Origin of the sequence: Salinisphaera sp. SWV1 (assembly GCF_052044155.1) — a bacterium.
Taxonomy (GTDB): domain Bacteria; phylum Pseudomonadota; class Gammaproteobacteria; order Nevskiales; family Salinisphaeraceae; genus Salinisphaera.
Map to the genome: position 1 here is coordinate 58,357 of NZ_JBQDYE010000021.1, position 18,805 is coordinate 77,161.

At 65.4% G+C, this 18,805-nt stretch carries 18 protein-coding genes and 1 pseudogene; 7 read left to right on the forward strand and 12 right to left on the reverse strand.

All coding sequences use genetic code 11. The annotated features are described in order from the left end of the window. Positions 1 to 59 precede the first annotated feature (59 nt). The 3 genes from ACS8YF_RS11515 to grxD form a co-directional block, all read right to left on the reverse strand. Positions 60 to 1,694, reverse strand: coding sequence for a putative bifunctional diguanylate cyclase/phosphodiesterase (locus tag ACS8YF_RS11515; RefSeq protein WP_440850363.1), 1,635 nt, complete (start codon positions 1,692 to 1,694; stop codon positions 60 to 62). Between the two features lie 95 nt (positions 1,695 to 1,789). After that, positions 1,790 to 2,557 carry a competence/damage-inducible protein A gene (locus tag ACS8YF_RS11520; protein ID WP_440850364.1) on the reverse strand — a complete coding sequence of 256 codons (768 nt, stop codon included), beginning with the start codon at positions 2,555 to 2,557 and terminating at the stop codon, positions 1,790 to 1,792. Positions 2,558 to 2,686: 129 nt separating this feature from the next. After that, the gene (gene grxD, locus ACS8YF_RS11525; protein WP_199678848.1) at positions 2,687 to 3,028 is read right to left on the reverse strand and encodes a Grx4 family monothiol glutaredoxin; all 342 of its coding nucleotides are present in this window, start codon (positions 3,026 to 3,028) and stop codon (positions 2,687 to 2,689) included. Between the two features lie 259 nt (positions 3,029 to 3,287). Between grxD and ACS8YF_RS11530 the strand changes: the two genes are divergently transcribed. After that, entirely contained in the window at positions 3,288 to 3,896 is a 609-nt protein-coding gene (locus ACS8YF_RS11530) for a superoxide dismutase (RefSeq protein ID WP_440850365.1), read from the forward strand. Between the two features lie 162 nt (positions 3,897 to 4,058). Beyond that, positions 4,059 to 4,958, forward strand: a complete 900-nt coding sequence (gene argF, locus ACS8YF_RS11535; protein ID WP_440850366.1) for an ornithine carbamoyltransferase — start codon at positions 4,059 to 4,061, stop codon at positions 4,956 to 4,958. Between the two features lie 61 nt (positions 4,959 to 5,019). On the opposite strand, the gene egtD is transcribed toward argF, so the two are convergent. Then, positions 5,020 to 6,018: an L-histidine N(alpha)-methyltransferase gene (egtD, locus tag ACS8YF_RS11540; RefSeq protein WP_440850367.1), complete on the reverse strand. Its 999-nt coding sequence runs from the start codon at positions 6,016 to 6,018 to the stop codon at positions 5,020 to 5,022. 67 nt (positions 6,019 to 6,085) lie between these two features. On the opposite strand from egtD, the gene egtC reads away from it, so the two are divergent. Together egtC and ACS8YF_RS11550 are read left to right on the forward strand one after the other, a co-directional pair. Next, a complete protein-coding gene (gene egtC / locus ACS8YF_RS11545) occupies positions 6,086 to 6,823 on the forward strand; it encodes an ergothioneine biosynthesis protein EgtC (protein WP_440850368.1) in 738 nt (245 codons plus the stop codon). A gap of 21 nt (positions 6,824 to 6,844) precedes the next feature. Beyond that, complete coding sequence (locus tag ACS8YF_RS11550; RefSeq protein WP_440850369.1) at positions 6,845 to 7,975, forward strand: SUMF1/EgtB/PvdO family nonheme iron enzyme; 1,131 nt, start codon at positions 6,845 to 6,847, stop codon at positions 7,973 to 7,975. Between the two features lie 80 nt (positions 7,976 to 8,055). Here the strand turns inward: ACS8YF_RS11550 and metC are convergent, their stop codons facing one another. Continuing rightward, positions 8,056 to 9,225 carry a cystathionine beta-lyase gene (gene metC, locus ACS8YF_RS11555; protein ID WP_440850370.1) on the reverse strand — a complete coding sequence of 390 codons (1,170 nt, stop codon included), beginning with the start codon at positions 9,223 to 9,225 and terminating at the stop codon, positions 8,056 to 8,058. A gap of 112 nt (positions 9,226 to 9,337) precedes the next feature. On the opposite strand from metC, the gene ACS8YF_RS11560 reads away from it, so the two are divergent. After that, on the forward strand, positions 9,338 to 10,141 hold the full coding sequence (locus ACS8YF_RS11560; RefSeq protein ID WP_440850371.1) for a glycerophosphodiester phosphodiesterase: 804 nt from the start codon (positions 9,338 to 9,340) through the stop codon (positions 10,139 to 10,141). 18 nt (positions 10,142 to 10,159) lie between these two features. Here ACS8YF_RS11560 and ACS8YF_RS11565 read toward each other — a convergent pair whose 3' ends face one another. After that, positions 10,160 to 11,125, reverse strand: coding sequence for a glutathione S-transferase family protein (locus ACS8YF_RS11565; protein ID WP_440850372.1), 966 nt, complete (start codon positions 11,123 to 11,125; stop codon positions 10,160 to 10,162). A gap of 3 nt (positions 11,126 to 11,128) precedes the next feature. Further along, positions 11,129 to 12,994 carry a signal peptide peptidase SppA gene (gene sppA, locus ACS8YF_RS11570; protein WP_440850373.1) on the reverse strand — a complete coding sequence of 622 codons (1,866 nt, stop codon included), beginning with the start codon at positions 12,992 to 12,994 and terminating at the stop codon, positions 11,129 to 11,131. 161 nt (positions 12,995 to 13,155) lie between these two features. Here sppA and trxB point away from each other — a divergent pair, with 161 nt between their 5' ends. Continuing rightward, positions 13,156 to 14,172, forward strand: a complete 1,017-nt coding sequence (gene trxB, locus ACS8YF_RS11575; RefSeq protein ID WP_440850374.1) for a thioredoxin-disulfide reductase — start codon at positions 13,156 to 13,158, stop codon at positions 14,170 to 14,172. A 72-nt stretch (positions 14,173 to 14,244) separates the two neighbouring features. Further along, positions 14,245 to 14,787 (forward strand): C40 family peptidase, encoded by a 543-nt coding sequence (locus ACS8YF_RS11580; protein WP_440850375.1) that lies wholly within the window; start codon positions 14,245 to 14,247, stop codon positions 14,785 to 14,787. Positions 14,788 to 14,895: 108 nt separating this feature from the next. Here ACS8YF_RS11580 and rplS read toward each other — a convergent pair whose 3' ends face one another. The 5 genes and pseudogenes from rplS to ffh all read right to left on the reverse strand — a co-directional run bounded on the left by rplS (position 14,896) and on the right by ffh (position 18,673). Continuing rightward, a complete protein-coding gene (gene rplS, locus ACS8YF_RS11585; RefSeq protein ID WP_109994928.1) occupies positions 14,896 to 15,243 on the reverse strand; it encodes a 50S ribosomal protein L19 in 348 nt (115 codons plus the stop codon). 113 nt (positions 15,244 to 15,356) lie between these two features. After that, a complete protein-coding gene (gene trmD, locus ACS8YF_RS11590) occupies positions 15,357 to 16,118 on the reverse strand; it encodes a tRNA (guanosine(37)-N1)-methyltransferase TrmD (RefSeq protein ID WP_440850379.1) in 762 nt (253 codons plus the stop codon). Positions 16,119 to 16,226: 108 nt separating this feature from the next. Next, positions 16,227 to 16,757 (reverse strand): ribosome maturation factor RimM, encoded by a 531-nt coding sequence (rimM, locus tag ACS8YF_RS11595; RefSeq protein WP_440850376.1) that lies wholly within the window; start codon positions 16,755 to 16,757, stop codon positions 16,227 to 16,229. Positions 16,758 to 16,925: 168 nt separating this feature from the next. Beyond that, positions 16,926 to 17,162, reverse strand: a pseudogene (gene rpsP, locus ACS8YF_RS11600) (30S ribosomal protein S16); the annotation flags it as partial. 125 nt (positions 17,163 to 17,287) lie between these two features. Next, positions 17,288 to 18,673 carry a signal recognition particle protein gene (ffh, locus tag ACS8YF_RS11605; protein WP_440850377.1) on the reverse strand — a complete coding sequence of 462 codons (1,386 nt, stop codon included), beginning with the start codon at positions 18,671 to 18,673 and terminating at the stop codon, positions 17,288 to 17,290. Positions 18,674 to 18,805 lie beyond the last annotated feature (132 nt).

Below are 18,805 nucleotides of genomic sequence, written 5' to 3' on the forward strand. Positions count from 1 at the left end.
CTGCGGCTTCAGCTGCGCGAGCAATCGCGGGTCGGTCCGCGTGCGAGCCTTGCACCTCGTCAAGCGTGTTTATGGTCCCAGTCGCTCAGCCACTGCTGGAACTGTTCCAGGGGCATGGGCCGCCCGATGTAAAAACCCTGGGTGAGGTCGCAGCCCAGTTCTTGCAGGCGATCGAGCTGGCCGGCCGACTCCACGCCCTCGCCCACGGCCCGCAGATTCAGGGCATGCGCCAGTCCGATGGTGGCCGACACGATCGACAGATCCGTATCCGACTCGAGCATGTCCTGCACGAACGAGCGATCGATCTTGATCTCCGCGACCGGCAGGCGCTTGAGATAGGACAGCTGCGAATAGCCCGTGCCGAAATCGTCGATCGATACCTGTACGCCGCCACCCGCCAATCGCGTCATGACCTCCAGCGTCCGGGCCTGGTCGGCCATGAGCGTATCCTCGGTCAGTTCGAGCGTCAGCGCCGCCCCGGGCAGCCCCTGGACCGCCAGCAACGTTTCCAGGGTGTCGGCGAAATCCGGCCGTAGAATCGAGCGTGCCGATACGTTGATCGAGATGCGCAGATCGCGACCATCCCGGCGCAACACCCCGGCATACTTGACCGCGCGGCGCAACACCCAGAGCGTGAGGTCATTTATCAATCCGCTGCGTTCGGCGCGCGGAATGAAATCGCCCGGCATGATCAGGCCGCGGCGCGGATGTTGCCATCGGACAAGCGCCTCGGCGCCATAGACTTCGGACGTCGAAGCGTCCACCAGCGGCTGGAGATACAGAACCAGTTCGTCGTCGTCAATCGCGCGGCGCAGTTCCGCCGACAACGAATGCATGGCCACACCGTCCACCCTGCGTGTCGAACAGGCCATGCTGAAGTCACCGCCGCGCGATTTGACTTCATACATCGTCTGGCTGGCCGCGTCGATCAAACCATAGGCGTCGATGGCATTATCGGGGTAGTACGCGCCGCCCGCGCTCGCCGCGAGTTGCAGCGACATGCCGTCGAGCGGACACGGCGGGATGATGGCATCCCTGATTCGCTCGGCCACCCGCTCGAGCTCGCACAGCGACGCCAGCGCCATGATCGCCACGCCGAATCGATCGGCGTTCAGCCGGCTCAGTGTCGCGGATTCCGGCACCACCCGCTCCAGACGACGGGCCACCGCGATCAGTACGCGGTCGCCGTTTGCCTGTCCGTAGTGTTCATTGATCTCGGAGAAGCCGTCCAGGTCGAGCACGATCACGCCGACCCGTGTCGCATTCAGATAGGCCGACTCGATACCGGCTTGAAGGCTGTCGACGAAGTGGCTGCGATTAATCAGCCCGGTGAGCGAATCGATGCGCTGCGAGCGCTGCGCCTCGGCCGCGAGTGCCGCATTGTCGCCGCGCAGGGTTTCGGTCTCGTCGAGCACCATGGCACTGGCTTCGGTCGATACCACCAGCCCGACATACTGGCCCCACAGCAGGAACACGAACGGCATGGCGTCCAGTAACCACAACGTCGGATTGTTCAGCTGGGCGTTCCAGAGCTTGCCGATCGTGGCCCCGCCCTCCTGTATGAAGGCGTTGGCCACGGTGGCAACGAGGATGGCGATGACGGCGATCGCCAACCCATAATAAGCCGTGCGCGTAACCCGGCTGCGCAAAACGCGCGACAGGCTCAACAGGCGCAGGCGACGGCTACCGTCCAAGTCCCCCCCTTTGCCCGCAGCGACGACCCCCTGTCGCGTTCATCGTTTTTACTGCGAGCTCAAAGATCTAGCTTCCGGGCAAGACTACCTAAACCCTAGCGCGAGGTACAGGCGCCCGTTGGAATAGCCGATTCATTCAATGCCGCAACCAGGGCATCGAACGCCGCGGCGGCCGGTGCCGGCCGGCCGCGAACGCCGAATTCGATCCGGCGCCGGCCGTCGGCGGCGGGCAGACAGGCCACACGAACCGCCGGATGCGCATCCATCACCGCCTGCATGAGATCGATCAGCGCGCTTTCGGGCGTATCGAACACTTCGACCAGATATTCAACATCGCGCTCGGCATCGTGCAGATGGGCGTAATGCGTATCCAGCACCCAGGCCACCATCGGCCACGCCATGCGCGGAAAACCGGGCACGAAATGATGATCGCCCAGGCTGAAGCCGGGCACCTGGTTGATCGGGTTCGGAATCACTTCGGACCCGGCTGGCCATTCGACCATGTGGATACGGTTCGGGTAGGCCTCGTTACCGAACCTTGTCTCGAGTATGTCGCGGCCCGCCGCGTTGATTTCGAGCGCGCGACCGGCCGCACGCGCGGCGCACTGCCGGGTACGGTCGTCGGGCGTGGCGCCGATGCCGCCAAAGCTGAAAACGATATCGTCGGCGCCCATGGTCTCGGCCAGCGTACGCTCGAGAAGCGTCGCATCGTCGCCCACCAGGCGCGCCCAGGCCAGTTCGAGCCCGCGCTCGTGCAGCATCTCGATGACGGCGGGCATGTGCTTGTCCTGGCGCTTGCCCGAGAGCAACTCGTCGCCGATCAGAATAATGCCGATATGAGGGTTATCCGCGCCCGTCGTCATGAACCGTCCTCGTCGTGAGCGGCGTCAACGGCTCCGCAGCCCGACCGAGCGCTCGCCCTGTGCACACCGAATCGCCGCCGCCGCCGCCGGGCGTCGAAGCCCGGCGGCGGCGGCGTGGAAGGCTGCGGATCAACCGCCGGCCGATTCCTGGGTCGCGGCTTTTTCCAGCATCGGCTTCAGTTCGCCGGACTGGAACAGGTCCATCACGATATCCGAACCGCCGACCAGTTCGCCGTTGACGAACAGCTGCGGGATCGTCGGCCAGTTCGAGTACACCTTCACGCCCTGGCGATAGATCTGTTCGTCGTCGAATACGTTGACGGCCTTGAACGGCACGCCGCAGGCCTTGATTGCCTCGGCGCTGCGCGCCGAGAAGCCACATTGCGGAAAGTCCGGCGTCCCCTTCATGTAAAGCACGATCGGGTTGCCCTCGACTTCCTGCTTGATGACTTCCATAGCTTTCGCGCTCATTGGCCCTACCTCGATGTCGGGTTAGATGTGAATGTAGTATAACTGGGGTGTAAACGGCTTCCGATCAAGACCGTGCGACCCCGATCCGCGGCGCGCGCCGCGTACCGCGCCGAGGGCGCAACCGAGACCCGGCCTGCGGCCCGATCGCCCGTACGGTCGGCGTGTGCGCGCCCGGGGCGCGCGCCGCCTTTGAAATACAAGGCGTAATCCTTATATAAGGGAGTGACGTTGATTCATTCATGACAACAAGGACACCGTCATGGCATTTGAACTGCCCGATCTGCCCTACGATTATGATGCGCTCGAGCCCTACATCGACGGGCGCACCATGGAGATCCATCACGACAAGCACCACAATGCTTATCTGACCAAGTTCCAGAAAGCCATCGATGGCACGCCGCTGGCGGACCAGGATCTGGAGACGATCCTGGCCAACGCGGGCCAGCACGGTGCCGCCGTACGCAACCAGGGCGGTGGTTATCTCAACCACATCATCTTCTGGGAAACGATGTCGCCCAACGGCGGCGGCAAGCCAACCGGCAAACTGGCCGAGGCGATCGACAAGAGCTTCGGTTCGTTCGATGACTTCAAGGAGAAGTTCACCGGCGAGGCGACCGGACTGTTCGGTTCCGGCTTCGTGTGGCTGGTCCCGGCCGGCGGCGATCAGCTCAAGATCGTGCCGACGCCCAACCAGGACAACCCGATCATGGACGTGGTTGCGGAATCCGGTAAGCCGATCATGGGTCTGGACGTGTGGGAGCATGCCTTCTACCTGAAGTACCAGAACCGCAAGCCGGAGTACGTGGAAGCCTGGTGGAACGTCGTCGACTGGGACGGCATCGCCAAGAAGTTCGAGGCGGCCAGCTAAGCACGCTCGGCGCCAAGCCCGACTCGGGGCCCCGTCGCATTGCGGCGGGGTCCTTTTTATTGGAGGATTGCGCGTCTGCCCGCCGAAAGTATCAGGGCGCGCGCGCCCGCGCGGCGTGCATGATGCTTTGGCTTTCCATTCATCCACGATCCCCATTCATTCATGAGTTCGCGACATTTCCTCAGCCTGGACGATCTGGGCACTGCCGGTATCGAAGATCTGATCGAACGCGCCATCGAGCGCAAGCGCCGCGCGCCGTCCGACCGCCCGCTGATCGGCAAGAGTCTGGCGATGGTGTTCGAAAAGGCCTCCACCCGCACCCGCGTTTCGTTCGAGGCGGCCATGACACGGCTCGGCGGCCACGCCATCTTCCTGTCGCCGGGCGATACCCAGATCGGGCGCGGCGAACCGGTGGAGGACACCGCACGCGTGCTGTCGGGCATGTGCGACGCCATCATGATCCGCAACCACTCACATGCGGTGCTGGAACAGTTCGCCGCCTATTCCAAGGCCCCGGTGATCAACGGCCTGACCGATCGCCTGCATCCCTGTCAATTGCTGGCCGACCTGCAGACCTACGTCGAGCATCGCGGCTCGATCCGCGGCGCGAAGGTGGCCTGGATCGGCGATGGCAACAACATGTGCCACTCGTATATCAACGCCGCCCGCCTGATGGGTTTCTCGCTGCGCATCGCGGCCCCCGAAGGCTATCGTCCGGACGCACTCATGCTGCGTGACGCGGGCGCGGCGGTAACCGTGTGCGAACAGGCCCAGGAAGCGGTGGACGGCGCCAATCTCGTGGTCACGGATGTCTGGGCCAGCATGGGCGATGAGGACGATCGCGAAACCCGCCTCGCGGACTTCGCCAACTATCAGGTCAATCGCGCGCTCATGAGCTGGGCCGCGGATGATGCCCTGTTCATGCATTGCCTGCCGGCTCACCGCGGTGAGGAAGTCAGCGCCGAAGTAATCGACGGGCCCGCCAGCGTGGTCTGGGACGAGGCAGAAAACCGCCTGCATGCCCAGACGGCACTGCTGCTCAAATTGCTCGACGTCGCGTAACGCGCACGCCGCCCGGCCGGGACATCTCGAGGCCCGCGCCGGGCCGCCTGGCGGCGCCGGATCAGGCGCCGGGCACCGCCAGCACCAGCGAGTAATCGCCCGCGCCGTACTCGAAGTGTTCCGCCTCGCGCAGCCCGGCACGCGCCAGCAGGGACGCGATGTCGTCGCGCGAGAACTTGCGGCTGATTTCAGTGAGAATCGACTCCCCGGCAGCCATGTCGAAGCGCCGGCCGAGCGCCTGCAGATGCACCCGGTGCGGCCGTTCGGCGATCAGCCGCATCTCGATCCGCGACAACGGCCGGTTGAACACGGCCTGGTGCCGATAGAGATCCAGCGATATATCACCGCCCAGCGTCCGGTTGAGGACGTTGAGCACGTTCTTGTTGAACGCGGCCGTGTAACCGGCGGCATCGTCGTACGCCGCCTCGAGCACGGCGACGTCCTTGACCCGATCCAGGCCGATCAGCAGCGCGTCACCCGGGCCCATCAGCGCGACGATCTCGGCCAGGAACGCATCCGCCTGGGCCGGCTCGAAGTTGCCGAGTGTGCCGCCGAGAAACACGAACAGACGCCGCGCCGCATCGGCCGGTAACGGCAGGTGGGCCAGCCCGGCGGTGTAATCGCCGCTCATGGCCTCGACATGCAGCCATTCATAGTCCCCGATCAACTGCTCGGCCGAGTCGATCATGATCTGCGTGCTGACCTCGAACGGCCAGTAACACGGGTGCACGCCCAGCGCATCGCACGCGGCGAGCAGGCATCGCGTCTTGCGCGCGCTGCCACTGCCGAGCTCGATGATATGCGCCGGCCGCATGCGCTCGATCACGCGCCGGGACTCGGCCGCGAGCAACGCGGCTTCGGCGCGCGTCGGGTAATACTCGGGGGTGTCGCAGATCGCCTCGAACAGCTGCGAACCGCGCGCGTCGTAGAAATACTTCGGCGGCAGCCAGCGCGGCCGCTCCATCAACCCTGCCCGGGCATCCTCGGCCAGACCGGGCATGCGACGCAGGGGCGCCACGCGGTGATGGACCAGCCGCGTGGACAGAACATCTCGACTCATGAAACAGGCGATGTAATGGCAGGCTTCGAAGTTATCATGGGTCGACCCATCCACCGTTGCCGCTGCCATGTGCCGAATCGCCGCCTATCTCGGCCCGCCCTGTTCGCTGCGCCAATTCCTCGACGCCACGCCGCATAGCCTGGCGCGTCAGTCGTGGGACGCACGCGAGATGGCCAGCGCCACCGTCAATGCCGACGGCTGGGGGGTCGGTTGGTATGCCGATGACGGCCAGCCCGCGGTCTACCGGCATACGTTGCCGATCTGGGCCGATGGCAACGTCGATGCACTGGCGCGCAGTCTGCGCCGGGGGGCATGGGTGGGCAACGTCAGAAGCGCCACGCCGGGCCTCGGCACCGATCACGCCAATACCCAGCCCTTTGCCGGCGACGGCCTCCTGTTCGCCCACAACGGCTATATCCAGAACTTCGCCGCCACTCTGCGCGCGCGGGTGCGCGCGGAACTCGCGCCGGCCATTGAACAGACCATCAATGGGAACACCGATTCAGAATACCTGTTTGCCCTGGTACGCCAGCAGAACGGGGCGCTGGCCGAGCGCCTGGCACAGGCGTTGCGCCGGGTTCACGAATGGCTAGACGGGCACGGGGAACTGAAAGCGCTTCTCAACATGATTTTAACCGACGGCCGGGAGATCGTCGCCGTACGCAGCGCATTCAACACCGCCGCGCCATCGCTGTATGTCCATCGCGCATGGCACGGTGGCAGCGTGATCGCCTCCGAAGCTTTCGACGACGATGCCGGCTGGCAAGCTGTCGTTCCGGAACACGTTGTTACGCTCGGGCCCTGACTTGCTGAACGGACTCGCATCATGACTGCGCAACCCTGCTCGCGTCTGGCCGCACTGCGGCGCGCATCGCAGGCCATGCTGGAGGGCCGCGACGAGGCGACGCTGCGGCGCCAGCCTCACCCCGACCTCAGCCCGCTGCTGTGGCACGTGGGCCATGTGTTTTTCGCGGAGAATTACTGGTTGGCCGAGCATATATTCGGGGATCGTTCGATCACCACGCCTTGGTGCGGGCTGTATTTCCCCGAGGAATGCGCCAAGCACACACGGGGGGCACGCCTGCCCGGACCGCGCGCCATGCGCGAATGGACCGATGAAGTCACCATCGTGAACGACCATTACTGGCAACGCGCCGCCGAGTCCGGCCATGAATTGTTACAACAGGGCTATCTGCAGGCCTTTCTGCGCCAGCACTACGCCCAGCACCTGGAAACCATGCGCCTGGCCGCCGCCCAGCTCGATCTCGAAGCGGGCCTGGACACGGCGACGCTGCGGACCGCGGCACCGGCACGCGACCGGCGTGTGCCGGTGCCCGCACAACGACTCCGCCTGGGCACGCCCGGCGTCGCCGCCTACGACAACGAAAAACCGGTCCACGAACGCGAGATCGCGGCTTTCGACATCGCCAGCCGCCCGGTAAGCAACGCCGAGTGGCTGGGCTTCATGCAGGACGGCGGCTACGATCGCCACGAGCTCTGGGACGACGACGGGTGGCGCTGGCGCTGCACCGCGGGCATCGATCATCCCCAGCACTGGCGCGCCGCGGACGACGGCTGGCGCATTGCCGGACACGATGGGAGCCAGCCCATCGGCGACGCGCCGGTACACGGCATCGGCTGGTACGAAGCGCGGGCATTCGCACGCCATGCCGGCGCCCGCCTGCCCGCCGAGCACGAGTGGGAAGCCGCCGCGCGCACGGTACCGCTCGATGCGACCGGCCAGGTCTGGGAATGGTGCGACAGCGCATTCAAGCCGTATCCCGGCTTCAGGGCGTTTCCCTACGACGGTTATTCCAAACCCTGGTTCGACCGCCATCATTACGTCACGCGTGGCGCGAGTGTTCATACCGAGGCCGATATCAGGCGGCCCGGTTTCCGCAACTTCTACCCGCCGACGCACCGCCATATCTTTGCCGGGCTGCGTCTGGCCTGGTGACAACCGCCACGTGCCGCCGCGCCTGGGCACCACGGCCGAGTGATCGCCGCGCGCCGGCCGCCTTGGCCTGCCGCGCCCGCTCAGGCGGCGGTGTAACGCGCCAGCCCCGCTGCCATATCGTCGATGAGATCGGCGATGTCCTCGAGCCCGGCGTGGATGCGCAGCAGCGGGCCCGGCGCCTGCCAGTGCGTGGCCGTGCGCGAGGCGGCCGGCGTCACCGGCAACACAAGGCTTTCGTAACCGCCCCAGGATGCCCCCAGACCGTAATAAGCCAGCCCGTCGATGAGCGCGGCCAGCCGCTGACGGTCCGCCGGTATCAGCTCGATCGCGAACAGCCCGCAGGCACCGGTGAAATCGCGTTGCCAGAGGTGGTGCTGCGGATGATCGGCCCGGGCCGGATGCAGCACGCGGGCCACCGCCGGCTGCTCGGCGAGCCAGTTCGCCAGCACCAGACCGTTGGCTTCGTGGACCGGCAAACGCTGGCCGAGTGTGCGCAGCCCGCGCGCGCCGAGATAGACATCGTCCGGGCCGGCACAGTAGCCGAGCGCGATGGAGGTATGCCGCACCGCCCGGTAATACTCGGCATCGCGGCAATTCACGACGCCGAGCATGGCATCCGAGTGACCGACGATGTATTTCGTCGCCGCGTGCACCGACAGGTCGATACCGTGGGCGAAGGCATCGAAATAGATCGGCGTGCCCCAGGTATTGTCGGCAATCACGCAGGCACCCCGCGCGCGCGCCACGGCCGCGAGCGCCGGTACGTCCGAAATCTCGAAGGTCAGCGAACCGGGCGCTTCGACAAACAGCGCGCGCGTGTTGTCGCGAAAGCATGCGGCCAGCGCTTCGGCCGAAATCAACGGATCCACGTACTCGGTTTCGATGCCGAGCCGGGCGAGCAGGCCGTCGCAAAGCTTGCGCGTCGGACCATAGACGTTATCGGCCACGAGCAGATGATCGCCGGCCGCCACCACCGAAAGCAGCGCAGTCGCGATCGCCGCCAGGCCGGAGCATGTGCTCACGGCGCCGTGCGCCCCCTCGAGCTCGGCCACGGCCTGTTCGAACGCGAACTGCGTGGGCGTACCCAGTCGGCCATAGTGCACACCCGCGAACGGGTCGGCCTGCGAGGCATCGAACGCGGCCAGGTTGTCGAACAACACCGTGGATGCGTGATAAACGGGCGTGTTGACCATGCCGTAGTGCGCGGCGGGCCGACGCCCGGCGTGAACGAGACGCGTGGCTTGTTTCATGAGTCGCCTGTCGATGTACCAACCACTGAGGATAGGCATAACGAGCACGCCTGGCCACGCTGCATCCGGCGGCAAGCCGTTATAATCGCGCGTCGACCCGTTCGTACAGACCGTGTTGCAGCATTTCGTCGAACATTACCTCCTCTGGCTGATCGAGGCCGTCCTGGCGGCCTGGCCGCGCCGTCGTCCGGCGCGCGCGCAGCTCGAACGCAGCATGATCGTCGCCCATCGCGGGGCGCGTGACGGCGTGCACATCAAGGAAAATACGCTCGCTGCCTTCGATCTCGCGGTGCAGGCCGGCGTCGGTGCGATCGAGTTCGATGTCCGCTATACCGCCGACGACGAACCCGTGGTCGTGCATGATGCCGATCTGTCGCGTGTATTCGGGCGTCCCGAGCGCATCGACGTACTCACCTGGCCCGCGCTGCGCGCTTGTGCCCCCGAGCTGCCGCATCTTGCCGAGATCGTCGAGCGCTATGGCGATCGGACCCATCTGATGATCGAATTGAAGACGCGCGGCTCGACCCGGGCCGAAACCCGAATGCGCGAACACCTTGCCGGACTCACGGCCGGCGACGATTATCACGTCCTCGCGCTCGACCCCGCCCTGTTCGACGCGGTGGCGGAGCTGCCGGCCAATGCACGCGTACCGGTGGCCAAAAGCAACTGGCGGGCGATTCGCGCCTGGAGCCGCCGGCACGACTGCGGCGGGATCGCCGGTCCGTATCTGTTCATTCGACGCACCGACATTCGTGACAGCCAACGACACGACCGCCTGATCGGCAGCGGCTTCGTCAGCCGGCGCGGCCTGCTCGAACGCGAAATCGGCCGTGGCATCCCCTGGATATTCACCAACCAGCCCGTGACGCTCCAGAGTATGCTGGAACAGGCGCGGGCCCGTAGCCGCCGGATGTGATCCCGGGGCCCCAGGCCCCTAGGGCAGATGGCCACGCTCGGGCGGTGCCTCGAAATCCAGCGCCGGGCCCACCGGGACGATACCTGTCGGATTGATACCCGGATGGCTGCGGTAGTAGTGCTGTTTGATGTGCTGCATGTTCACGGTGTCCGCGACGCCCGGAACCTGGTACAACTCGCGCAGATAGCCGGCCAGATGCGGATAGTCCGCGATCCGCTGACGGTTGCACTTGAAATGACTGTAGTAGACGGCATCGAAACGCACGAGCGTGACGAACAGGCGCCAGTCGGCCTCGGTTACTTGCCCGCCCACCAGATAGCGCTGTCCGCCCAGACGCGTGTCGAGCCAGTCCAGCGTCTCGAAGACCGCGTCAAACGCCTGTTCGTACGCAGCCTGCGTGGTCGCGAACCCGGCCTTGTACACACCGTTGTTGACGTCGTGATAGACCCGTTCGTTGACCGCGTCGATCTCGGCCCGCAGCGCTTCGGGATAGTAGTCGCGATCCGGGTGCTCGGCCAGCGCGTCGAAGGCCGAATTGAACATGCGCACGATATCGGCCGATTCGTTCGACACGATGGTCTCGTGCACCGTATCCCAGAGCGTGGGCGTGGTCACGCGCCCGGTATAGTCGGGCGCGGCCTTCTGGTAAAGCTGGTGCAGGTAATCGAGTCCGTAAAGCGGATCCGGAATGGCGCCCGCTACATCCGAGAACTGCCAGCCGTATTCACCCATGTAGGGATCGACGATCGATAGGCCGATCACCTTCTCGAGGCCTTTCAGCCGGCGCAGTATCAAGGCCCGGTGGGCCCACGGGCAGGCCAGGGACACGTACAGGTGATACCGCCCGGCCTGCGGCGTGAAAGCGCTGTTCTCGTTCGAATCGATCCAGTTGCGAAAGCCGGCGGACTCGCGAACGAAACGGCCGGCGTTCGAATCGGTGTCATACCACTGGTCGTGCCAGTGGCCATCGATGAGCAATCCCATAGACTAACGTGCCTTCAAAGCATTGCGCGCCCTGGCGGCGCCATTGAGTGTATCGGCGGATTGTATCCGGCAGAAGCAGCGCGCATACAGGCCATGCGGGTCGCTCAGGCTGCGCAGGAAATTCACGGCATCGGTATGGGCCGGCGCGGCCAGCCACGACGGCAGCAACGATGCGGTGATGTGGCTGCTCAGCAACTGCTGCACGGCGGCGCGCCAGTCCGTCGGCGGCTGCATGGACTGAAGCTTGTAATGCGCCGGGTTAAGTCCGGCGAGCTTCGCCGCGGCCGCCTCCGCCTGGGTGACATCGCCCAGTTTATCGACCAGGCCGATCCGCTTGGCGCCGGCCCCGCTCCACACGCGCCCCTGGGCGATCTTGTCGACGGCATCGGTCGACATGTCGCGTGCCTGCGCCACGTGGCCGATGAACTGGTGGTAGCCGCGCTCGACGCCGGCCTGGAGTATCGTTTTGACCGGCTCGGACAACGGTTTGTCCAGCCGCATCGCACCGGCCAGCCTGGTTGTGCCCACGCCGTCGGTATGAATGCCAAGCTTGTTCAGTGGCTTGGAGAACGTCGGCACGATCGCGAAGATACCGATCGAACCCGTGATCGTAGACGGCTCGGCCCAGATCTGGTTGGCATTCATCGAAATCCAGTAGCCGCCCGAGGCCGCCATGCCCGCCATGGACACCACCACCGGCTTGCCAGCCTGACGGAACGCCACTACCGAGCGCCGTATCCGCTCGGCTGCGGTCACCGAACCGCCCGGCGAATTGACCCGCAGCACAAGGCCGGCCACGTGGTCGTCGCGGCGCGCGGTGTCGATCAGCCGCGATATGGTCTCACCGCCCGCCGAACCGGGCACGCTTTGGCCATTGACGATATCGCCGGAGACCGTGACCACGGCCAGCCTGGACTCGTTCGCGCTCGTATGGCCGTGGGTATCGGCCAGGTAATCGTCCTGGTTCACCTGATTGAAACTGCCGCTGGCCGGGTCCCGCCCCACCTTGGCGATCAACGGTTTATGCAAATCGTGCAGCGTACTGATCGCATCCACCAGACCGGCCTTGCGGGCCAGCGCCGCGGCATTGCCGTGGTTGGCCACGAGATTCGAGGCATAGTTGGCGATGTATTGATCGATATCCGCGGGTGTGATGCCGCGATCGGCGGTCACCGTCTTTTTGTACGTACCCCAAAGCGAGTCCATCCACTTGCGGTTGTCGGCCCGGGCGGCCGGCGACATGTCGTTGCGCGTATAGGGCTCCACGTAGGATTTGTACTTGCCGACGCGAAACACGTTGACGGTCACGCCGAGCTTGTCGAGCGCGTCCTTGTAATAGGTCCGATAGGCGCCGTAGCCCGTCAGCAGCACGTAACCGAGCGGGTCGACGTAGATCCTGTCGGCATGACTGGCCAGCTCGTACTGGGTTTCGTCGTACGCATCGGACCAGGCGATCACCGGCTTGCCCGACTTCTTGAAGCGATCGATGGCGGCAATCAGATCCTGCAACTGGCCGGGTGCGGCACCGCCCAGATCGTCCAGCTTGAGCAGGACTTCCTTGATCCGGTCATCGTGCCGGGCGCGGTCGAGCGCAGTGATCAGACGCCGCACCACCGAGGGCTTACCCTGATCCGACAGGGCGCTCTGCACCAGACCGCCGACCCCGCTTTCCTGTTCCACCAGGTTGCCCACCGGATCGACCACGAGCACCGCCTGGCTCGGCACCGGCGGCGCCGGGTGATGCAGGACCAGGTAGATCGACACCGGAATCGCGATGAGAATCAACAGGAAGATCAGCGAATAGATCAGCGCGAGCGTGCGCCAGAGTCCCCCGACCAGGCGCCGGAAAAAAGACGGTTTGCCAGCCACAGCGTCTCCCATGAGACCGACGCGATGCGCGCGGTCGTAAAGCCAGTTCGTATTCCTGTCGCGAGCCGCCAGTGTAGCGACCCAACACGGGCCGCGCGACTTGAATCCGCCCGATACGTGCCGCAGTTTAGCGGCATTCACCCGACATCCGATCTGACATCATGAGCCACACCGATGCCACGCATCACCGCCTGATCATCCTGGGCTCCGGCCCGGCCGGCTACACGGCCGCCATCTACGCCGCGCGGGCCAATCTGGAACCGGTCATGATCACCGGCATCGAGCAGGGCGGACAGTTGATGACCACCACGGATGTCGACAACTGGCCGGGCGACGTCGAGGGCCTGCAGGGCCCCGGTCTGATGGCGCGCATGAAACAGCACGCCGAGCGCTTCGACACGCGCATGATCCACGACCAGATCCACACCACCGATCTGTCGGCCCCGCCGTACCGGCTGGCGGGCGACTCGGGTGTTTACACCTGCGATGCGTTGATCATCGCCACCGGGGCGACCGCTCGCTATCTCGGCCTCGAATCCGAGAGCCAATTCATGGGTCGTGGCATCTCGGCCTGTGCCACCTGCGACGGCTTCTTCTATCGCAACAAGAACGTGGCCGTGGTCGGCGGCGGCAACACCGCGCTCGAGGAAGCCCTGTATCTGTCGAATCTGGCCGCGCACGTGACCATCGTGCACCGGCGCGACAAGTTCCGCGGCGAGAAGATCCTGGCCGACAAGCTGTTCGACAAGGCCGCCAACGGCAACGTGAGCATCATCTGGGACCACGAACTCGACGAAGTCCTGGGCGACGAAATGGGCGTGACCGGCGGTCGTTTCCGCCACGCGAAAACCGGCGCAACACAGGAACTGTCGGTCGATGGCATCTTCATCGCGATCGGCCATAAGCCCAATACCGATATCTTTGTCGACCAGTTGGATATGGAAGGCGGTTACATCAAGGTGCAGAGCGGTACTCAGGGCAATGCCACGGCCACCAGCAAGCCCGGTGTCTTTGCGGCCGGCGATGTCATGGATCACGTCTATCGTCAGGCGGTGACCTCGGCCGGGACCGGCTGCATGGCCGCACTCGACGCCGAGAAGTATCTCGACGCCCTGCTCGCGGATGAAACCCCGCGCGAAGCCCATGTCGAAAGCCAGGTCGCCCATCGCGCACTCTGATCGGGGCGCGGGCCGCCGGCGCGCTACGGCGCGTCTGGCCGCTGGCCCGCGCTTGCGGCATCATGAGCGGTCATGAAATACCGATGCCCTCTCACTCGCGCCCGTGCGGGCGCCGGCCTGGCGCTGGTTTGTGCGGCCACACTGTCGGCCTGCACCGCGGGCCCGCAATCGGAAAGTGTCCAGCAGACGCTTGCACAGACCACGCCCGCACGCCGCAGCGTGGCCGCGGTCGCGCTGGCACAGGTCGGCGACCGCTACGCCCGGCACATGGCCGGCCCGAGCCAGTTCGACGACAGCGGCCTCGCCTACTACGCGTACCGCCGGAACGGGCGGGCACTGCCGCGTAGTCTCGCCGATCAGCTCAATGCCGGCCAACCGATCCCGCTGGCGCAGGCCCAACCCGGCGACCTCGTCTTCTTCCGCACCGACAGCAAGGACGGACGCGGGCGCATGACCGTGGGCGTGGTGGTCGACCCGAACGTGGCCGTCATCGCCGTGCCCGGCCCATCGGCCCAGGGGGGCGGCGTGCGCCGGATCAAGCTGCACGGTCGGTACTGGTCACAGCGCCTGGTGGGCGTGTCGCGCATCCTGCCGAACCGCAACACCTCGTCATAGCGGTGGCTCGACCGGTCCGGCGCGGATAATCCTTGTACCGGAATCGAACGAAAAAAGGCGTCTCGAAAGACGCCTTTTTTCCACCGGCCGCGGATACGGCGGGCGAGGCTACAGCTTTTCGCGGATACGCGCCGACTTGCCGCTGCGCTGGCGCAGGAAGTACAGCTTGGCACGGCGCACGTCGCCACGACGCAGCACCTTGATCTCGGCGATACCCGGCGAAAAGGTCTGGAACACGCGCTCCACCCCTTCGCCGTGCGATACCTTGCGCACTGTGAAGGCCGAGTTCAGGCCACGGTTGCGCTTGGCGATCACCACGCCCTCGAAGGCCTGCAGGCGCTCGCGATCGCCTTCGACCACGCGCACCTGGACAACCACGGTATCACCGGCGGAGAAATCCGGGATGTTCTTGCCGCTTTGCTGCTCGGCGTCCAATTCGTCGATGATGTTGCTCATGGCCTGCCTCTGAAATCGTAGGTTGTCAGCCGTGGGTGGGCGTTCAAAGTCGGCGGATTATACCGGAAAGAACGCGGCTTTGGGGACCCCTGGCCGGAATTATTTGGGGTTTTTCATGATCGCGGCGTGCGCTCGGCATATTCGCCGATGAACTCGGCCAACAGCGTCTGCTGGCGCGGGTCCAGCTCGATACCGTCGAGCAGGTCCGGACGTCGCAGCCAGGTCCGGCCGAGAGCCTGCTTCTCTCGCCATCGTGCGATTTTCGCATGATCGCCCGATAACAGCACGTCCGGAACCGAATCGCCGGCATCGCCGGGCGGCCGGGTGTAATGCGGATGATCGAGGATGGTGTCGGCGAACGAATCCTGGGCCGCCGAACGCGCGTCACCGAGGACGCCGTCGACCAGCCGGGCCACGGCGTCGATGATCATCATCGCCGGCAGCTCGCCGCCCGAGAGCACGACGTCGCCGGCCGAGATTTCCGCATCCACGTAACGATCGATGAACCGCTGATCGATGCCTTCATAGCGCCCGCACAGCAGAACAAAGCCGGAGCCTTCGGCCAGGTGTTCCGCCCAGCGCTGATCGAAGCGTTCGCCCTGCGGCGACATGAGCAGCACCGGCGCCGGCCGCGCGTCGCCACGCCGGTGCGCCACCGCGTCGAGCGTGGCCACCAGCGGCGCGCTCTGCATGACCATGCCCGGCCCCCCGCCGTAGGGGCGGTCATCGACGCGCCGTGTGGGATGGGTCGTGTAGTCGCGTGGATTCCAGGCCGCCAGCGAAAGACGACCTTCGCGCAACCCGCGCCCGACCACACCGTAGCGCTCGATCTCAAGCAGCCATTCGGGAAACAGCGTGATGGCATCGATACGCATGGGCAGGAACTCGGCTGGCGGCATGGGCTTCGCGGATTCGAGTCGGCCACGGCGGCGCGGGCGTCGAGGCCCAGCAGGGCCGGGTCCGCGCCCTTCGCAGGGCGCGTGCTAGAACTCCGGATCCCAATCGACCCGGATCGTCCCGGCATCGAGATCAACCGCGGTGACGAATTCGTCGACGACCAGCGGAATCAGGCGCTCGCGCTCACCGCGGACCACCAGCACATCGTTGGCGCCGGTTTCCATCATCGCCGTCACGCGCCCGAGCGGAACACCGTCCACGGTGACCACACTCAGGCCGACAAGATCGAACCAGTAATACGCGCCGGGTTCGGGATCGGGCATATCACCACGATCGACGGCGATATCGAGCTCGAGCAGTTCGACCGCGGCATCGCGGTCGGCCAACGCTTCACCGTCGGCATCGGCGAGCTGGGCTACGAGCGTCTTGCCCTGCACCCGCCCCTCGACCAGCCGGTAGCCGCGCCGATCGGCCTCGGGCCCGATCCACCAACGCTCGTAGTCGAGGATCGACTCGGCCGGGCGGGTGTAGGAATAAACCTTGATCCAGCCGCGAACGCCGAACAGACCATTCACACGGCCGAGTACGACAGGGCGATGCGGCGCCGTACCGGCCATGGTCAAGACTTAGCTTGAAGCCTGCCCGTCCTGCGACGCCGTTTCGCCTTCCGGACCCGCGGCCGACACGTCGCCGGTCGCACCGGCCGGAACGGTCTGCGCCTGGGCTTCCTTGGCCTTGGACTCGGGCGGCGTAACGCGCGGCGCGGCCTCGCCTTCGCCGTGACGGTTGAAGGACTTGACCAGATTGGTCACGCGCTCGGAAAGCTGCGCGCCCTGGCCTTTCCAGTATTCGATGCGCTCGATATCCAGACGCAGCGGGACTTCGCCACCGACCGCAACCGGGTTGAAGAAACCGAGGCGCTCGATGTAGCGACCGTCGCGTGCGTTGGCCTTGTGCGTGGCCACGATGTGATAGAAGGGCTTCTTCTTCGCGCCCGAGCGTGCTAGCCGGATTTTGACCATAGCCGTTTTATCGCCGTTGAGAATTCGTGTGCGCACGGCGGATTCGTCCGCGCGCGGTTTGAAGGACGCGCATTGTACGTCAATACGCGCAAAATGGAAGCCTGCGGCAACCGAAAACTACCGGGTCAGCGCCCCATGCCGCCCATGCCCGGCGGCAGACCGGGGCCGCCACCGCCCATGCCCTGCATGGCGCGCATCATTTTCTTCATGCCGCCGCCCTTCATTTTCTTCATCATCTTGCGCATCTGCGTGTGCTGCTTGAGCAGGCGGTTGATGTCCTGGACCTGGGTGCCGGAGCCGGCCGCGATGCGGCGCTTGCGCGAGGCCTTGATCACGTCCGGAAAGGATTTCTCCTGCTTGGTCATGGAGTCGACGATCGCCAGCATGCGCTTGACCTGGGTCTCGTCGGCGGCCGCGGCCATGCCCTTGGGCATCTGCGCGCCGCCGGGCATCTTTTCCATCAGCGCGCCGATGCCGCCCATCTCCTGCATCTGGCGCAACTGATCGGCCAGATCGTCGAGGTCGAAGCCCTTGCCTTTCTTGAGCTTCCTGGCGAGCTTTTCGGCCTTGTCCTTATCGACCTTCTGCTCGGCTTCCTCGACCAGCGACAGCACGTCGCCCATGCCGAGGATGCGCGAGGCCACGCGGTCGGGATGAAAGGGCTCGAGTGCGTCGAGCTTCTCGCCGGTACCCAGGAACTTGATCGGTTTACCGGTAATCTGGCGCACCGACAGCGCCGCCCCGCCACGGGCGTCGCCATCGACCTTGGTCAGCACCACGCCGGTCAGCGGCAGGGCATCGCCAAAGGCCTTGGCCGTGTTGGCCGCGTCCTGGCCGGTCATCGAGTCGACGACGAACAGCGTCTCGACCGGGTCGAGCGTGTCGTGCAGCGCGCGCACCTCGGCCATCATCTTTTCGTCGATGCCCAGGCGCCCGGCCGTATCGACGATCAGGACGTCGTAAAAACCCTTGCGCGCCGCATCGAGCGCTGATTTCGCGATCTTGACCGGCTTGTCGGTCGACGAACTGGGATGGAAATCCACGCCGACATCCGAGGCCACGCGTTCGAGCTGGTCGATGGCCGCCGGCCGATACACGTCGGCCGACACCACCAGCACGGATTTCTTCTCGCGCTGCTTGAGATAGCGCGACAGCTTGCCCACCGACGTCGTCTTGCCCGAGCCCTGCAGGCCGGCCATGAGCACGACCGCTGGCGGCCTGGTCTTGAGATTGAGCGACTCGTTGGCTTCGCCGAGCAGATTCGTGAGCTCGTCGCGCACGATCTTGACCAGGGCCTGGCCCGGCGTGAGGCTGGTCATCACCTCGGAGCCGACCGCGCGCGCACGGATGTCCTCGACGAACTGCTTGACCACCGGCAGCGCGACATCGGCTTCGAGCAACGCCATGCGCACTTCGCGCAGGGTGGCCTTGATGTTGTCCTCGGTCAGCCGGCCGCGGCCCGACAGCGTCTTGAGACTGCGATTGAGGCGATCACTTAGAGAGTCGAACATGGCAACGCGTCTTCGGTGTAATACAGCGACCAGTATAACGGTCGTGGGAAGCCTGGCGTGAGCCCGCGGGCGATCCGACGCCGCGGCGAGACGCGCCACCGGGCCGGCAAGCCCGCCGCGGGTGGTGCTGGC

Coding starts and splice junctions, on each gene's coding strand:
- grxD (WP_199678848.1), bottom strand. CDS start 3,028: ATGAGCGCGAAAGCTATGGAAGTCATCAAGCAGGAAGTCGAGGGCAAC.
- argF (WP_440850366.1), top strand. CDS start 4,059: ATGAGTTCGCGACATTTCCTCAGCCTGGACGATCTGGGCACTGCCGGT.
- ACS8YF_RS11580 (WP_440850375.1), top strand. CDS start 14,245: ATGAAATACCGATGCCCTCTCACTCGCGCCCGTGCGGGCGCCGGCCTG.
- trxB (WP_440850374.1), top strand. CDS start 13,156: ATGAGCCACACCGATGCCACGCATCACCGCCTGATCATCCTGGGCTCC.
- ffh (WP_440850377.1), bottom strand. CDS start 18,673: ATGTTCGACTCTCTAAGTGATCGCCTCAATCGCAGTCTCAAGACGCTG.
- ACS8YF_RS11520 (WP_440850364.1), bottom strand. CDS start 2,557: ATGACGACGGGCGCGGATAACCCTCATATCGGCATTATTCTGATCGGC.
- metC (WP_440850370.1), bottom strand. CDS start 9,225: ATGAAACAAGCCACGCGTCTCGTTCACGCCGGGCGTCGGCCCGCCGCG.
- ACS8YF_RS11550 (WP_440850369.1), top strand. CDS start 6,845: ATGACTGCGCAACCCTGCTCGCGTCTGGCCGCACTGCGGCGCGCATCG.
- ACS8YF_RS11565 (WP_440850372.1), bottom strand. CDS start 11,125: ATGGGATTGCTCATCGATGGCCACTGGCACGACCAGTGGTATGACACC.
- trmD (WP_440850379.1), bottom strand. CDS start 16,118: ATGCGTATCGATGCCATCACGCTGTTTCCCGAATGGCTGCTTGAGATC.
- ACS8YF_RS11530 (WP_440850365.1), top strand. CDS start 3,288: ATGGCATTTGAACTGCCCGATCTGCCCTACGATTATGATGCGCTCGAG.
- egtC (WP_440850368.1), top strand. CDS start 6,086: ATGTGCCGAATCGCCGCCTATCTCGGCCCGCCCTGTTCGCTGCGCCAA.
- rimM (WP_440850376.1), bottom strand. CDS start 16,757: ATGGCCGGTACGGCGCCGCATCGCCCTGTCGTACTCGGCCGTGTGAAT.
- rplS (WP_109994928.1), bottom strand. CDS start 15,243: ATGAGCAACATCATCGACGAATTGGACGCCGAGCAGCAAAGCGGCAAG.
- egtD (WP_440850367.1), bottom strand. CDS start 6,018: ATGAGTCGAGATGTTCTGTCCACGCGGCTGGTCCATCACCGCGTGGCG.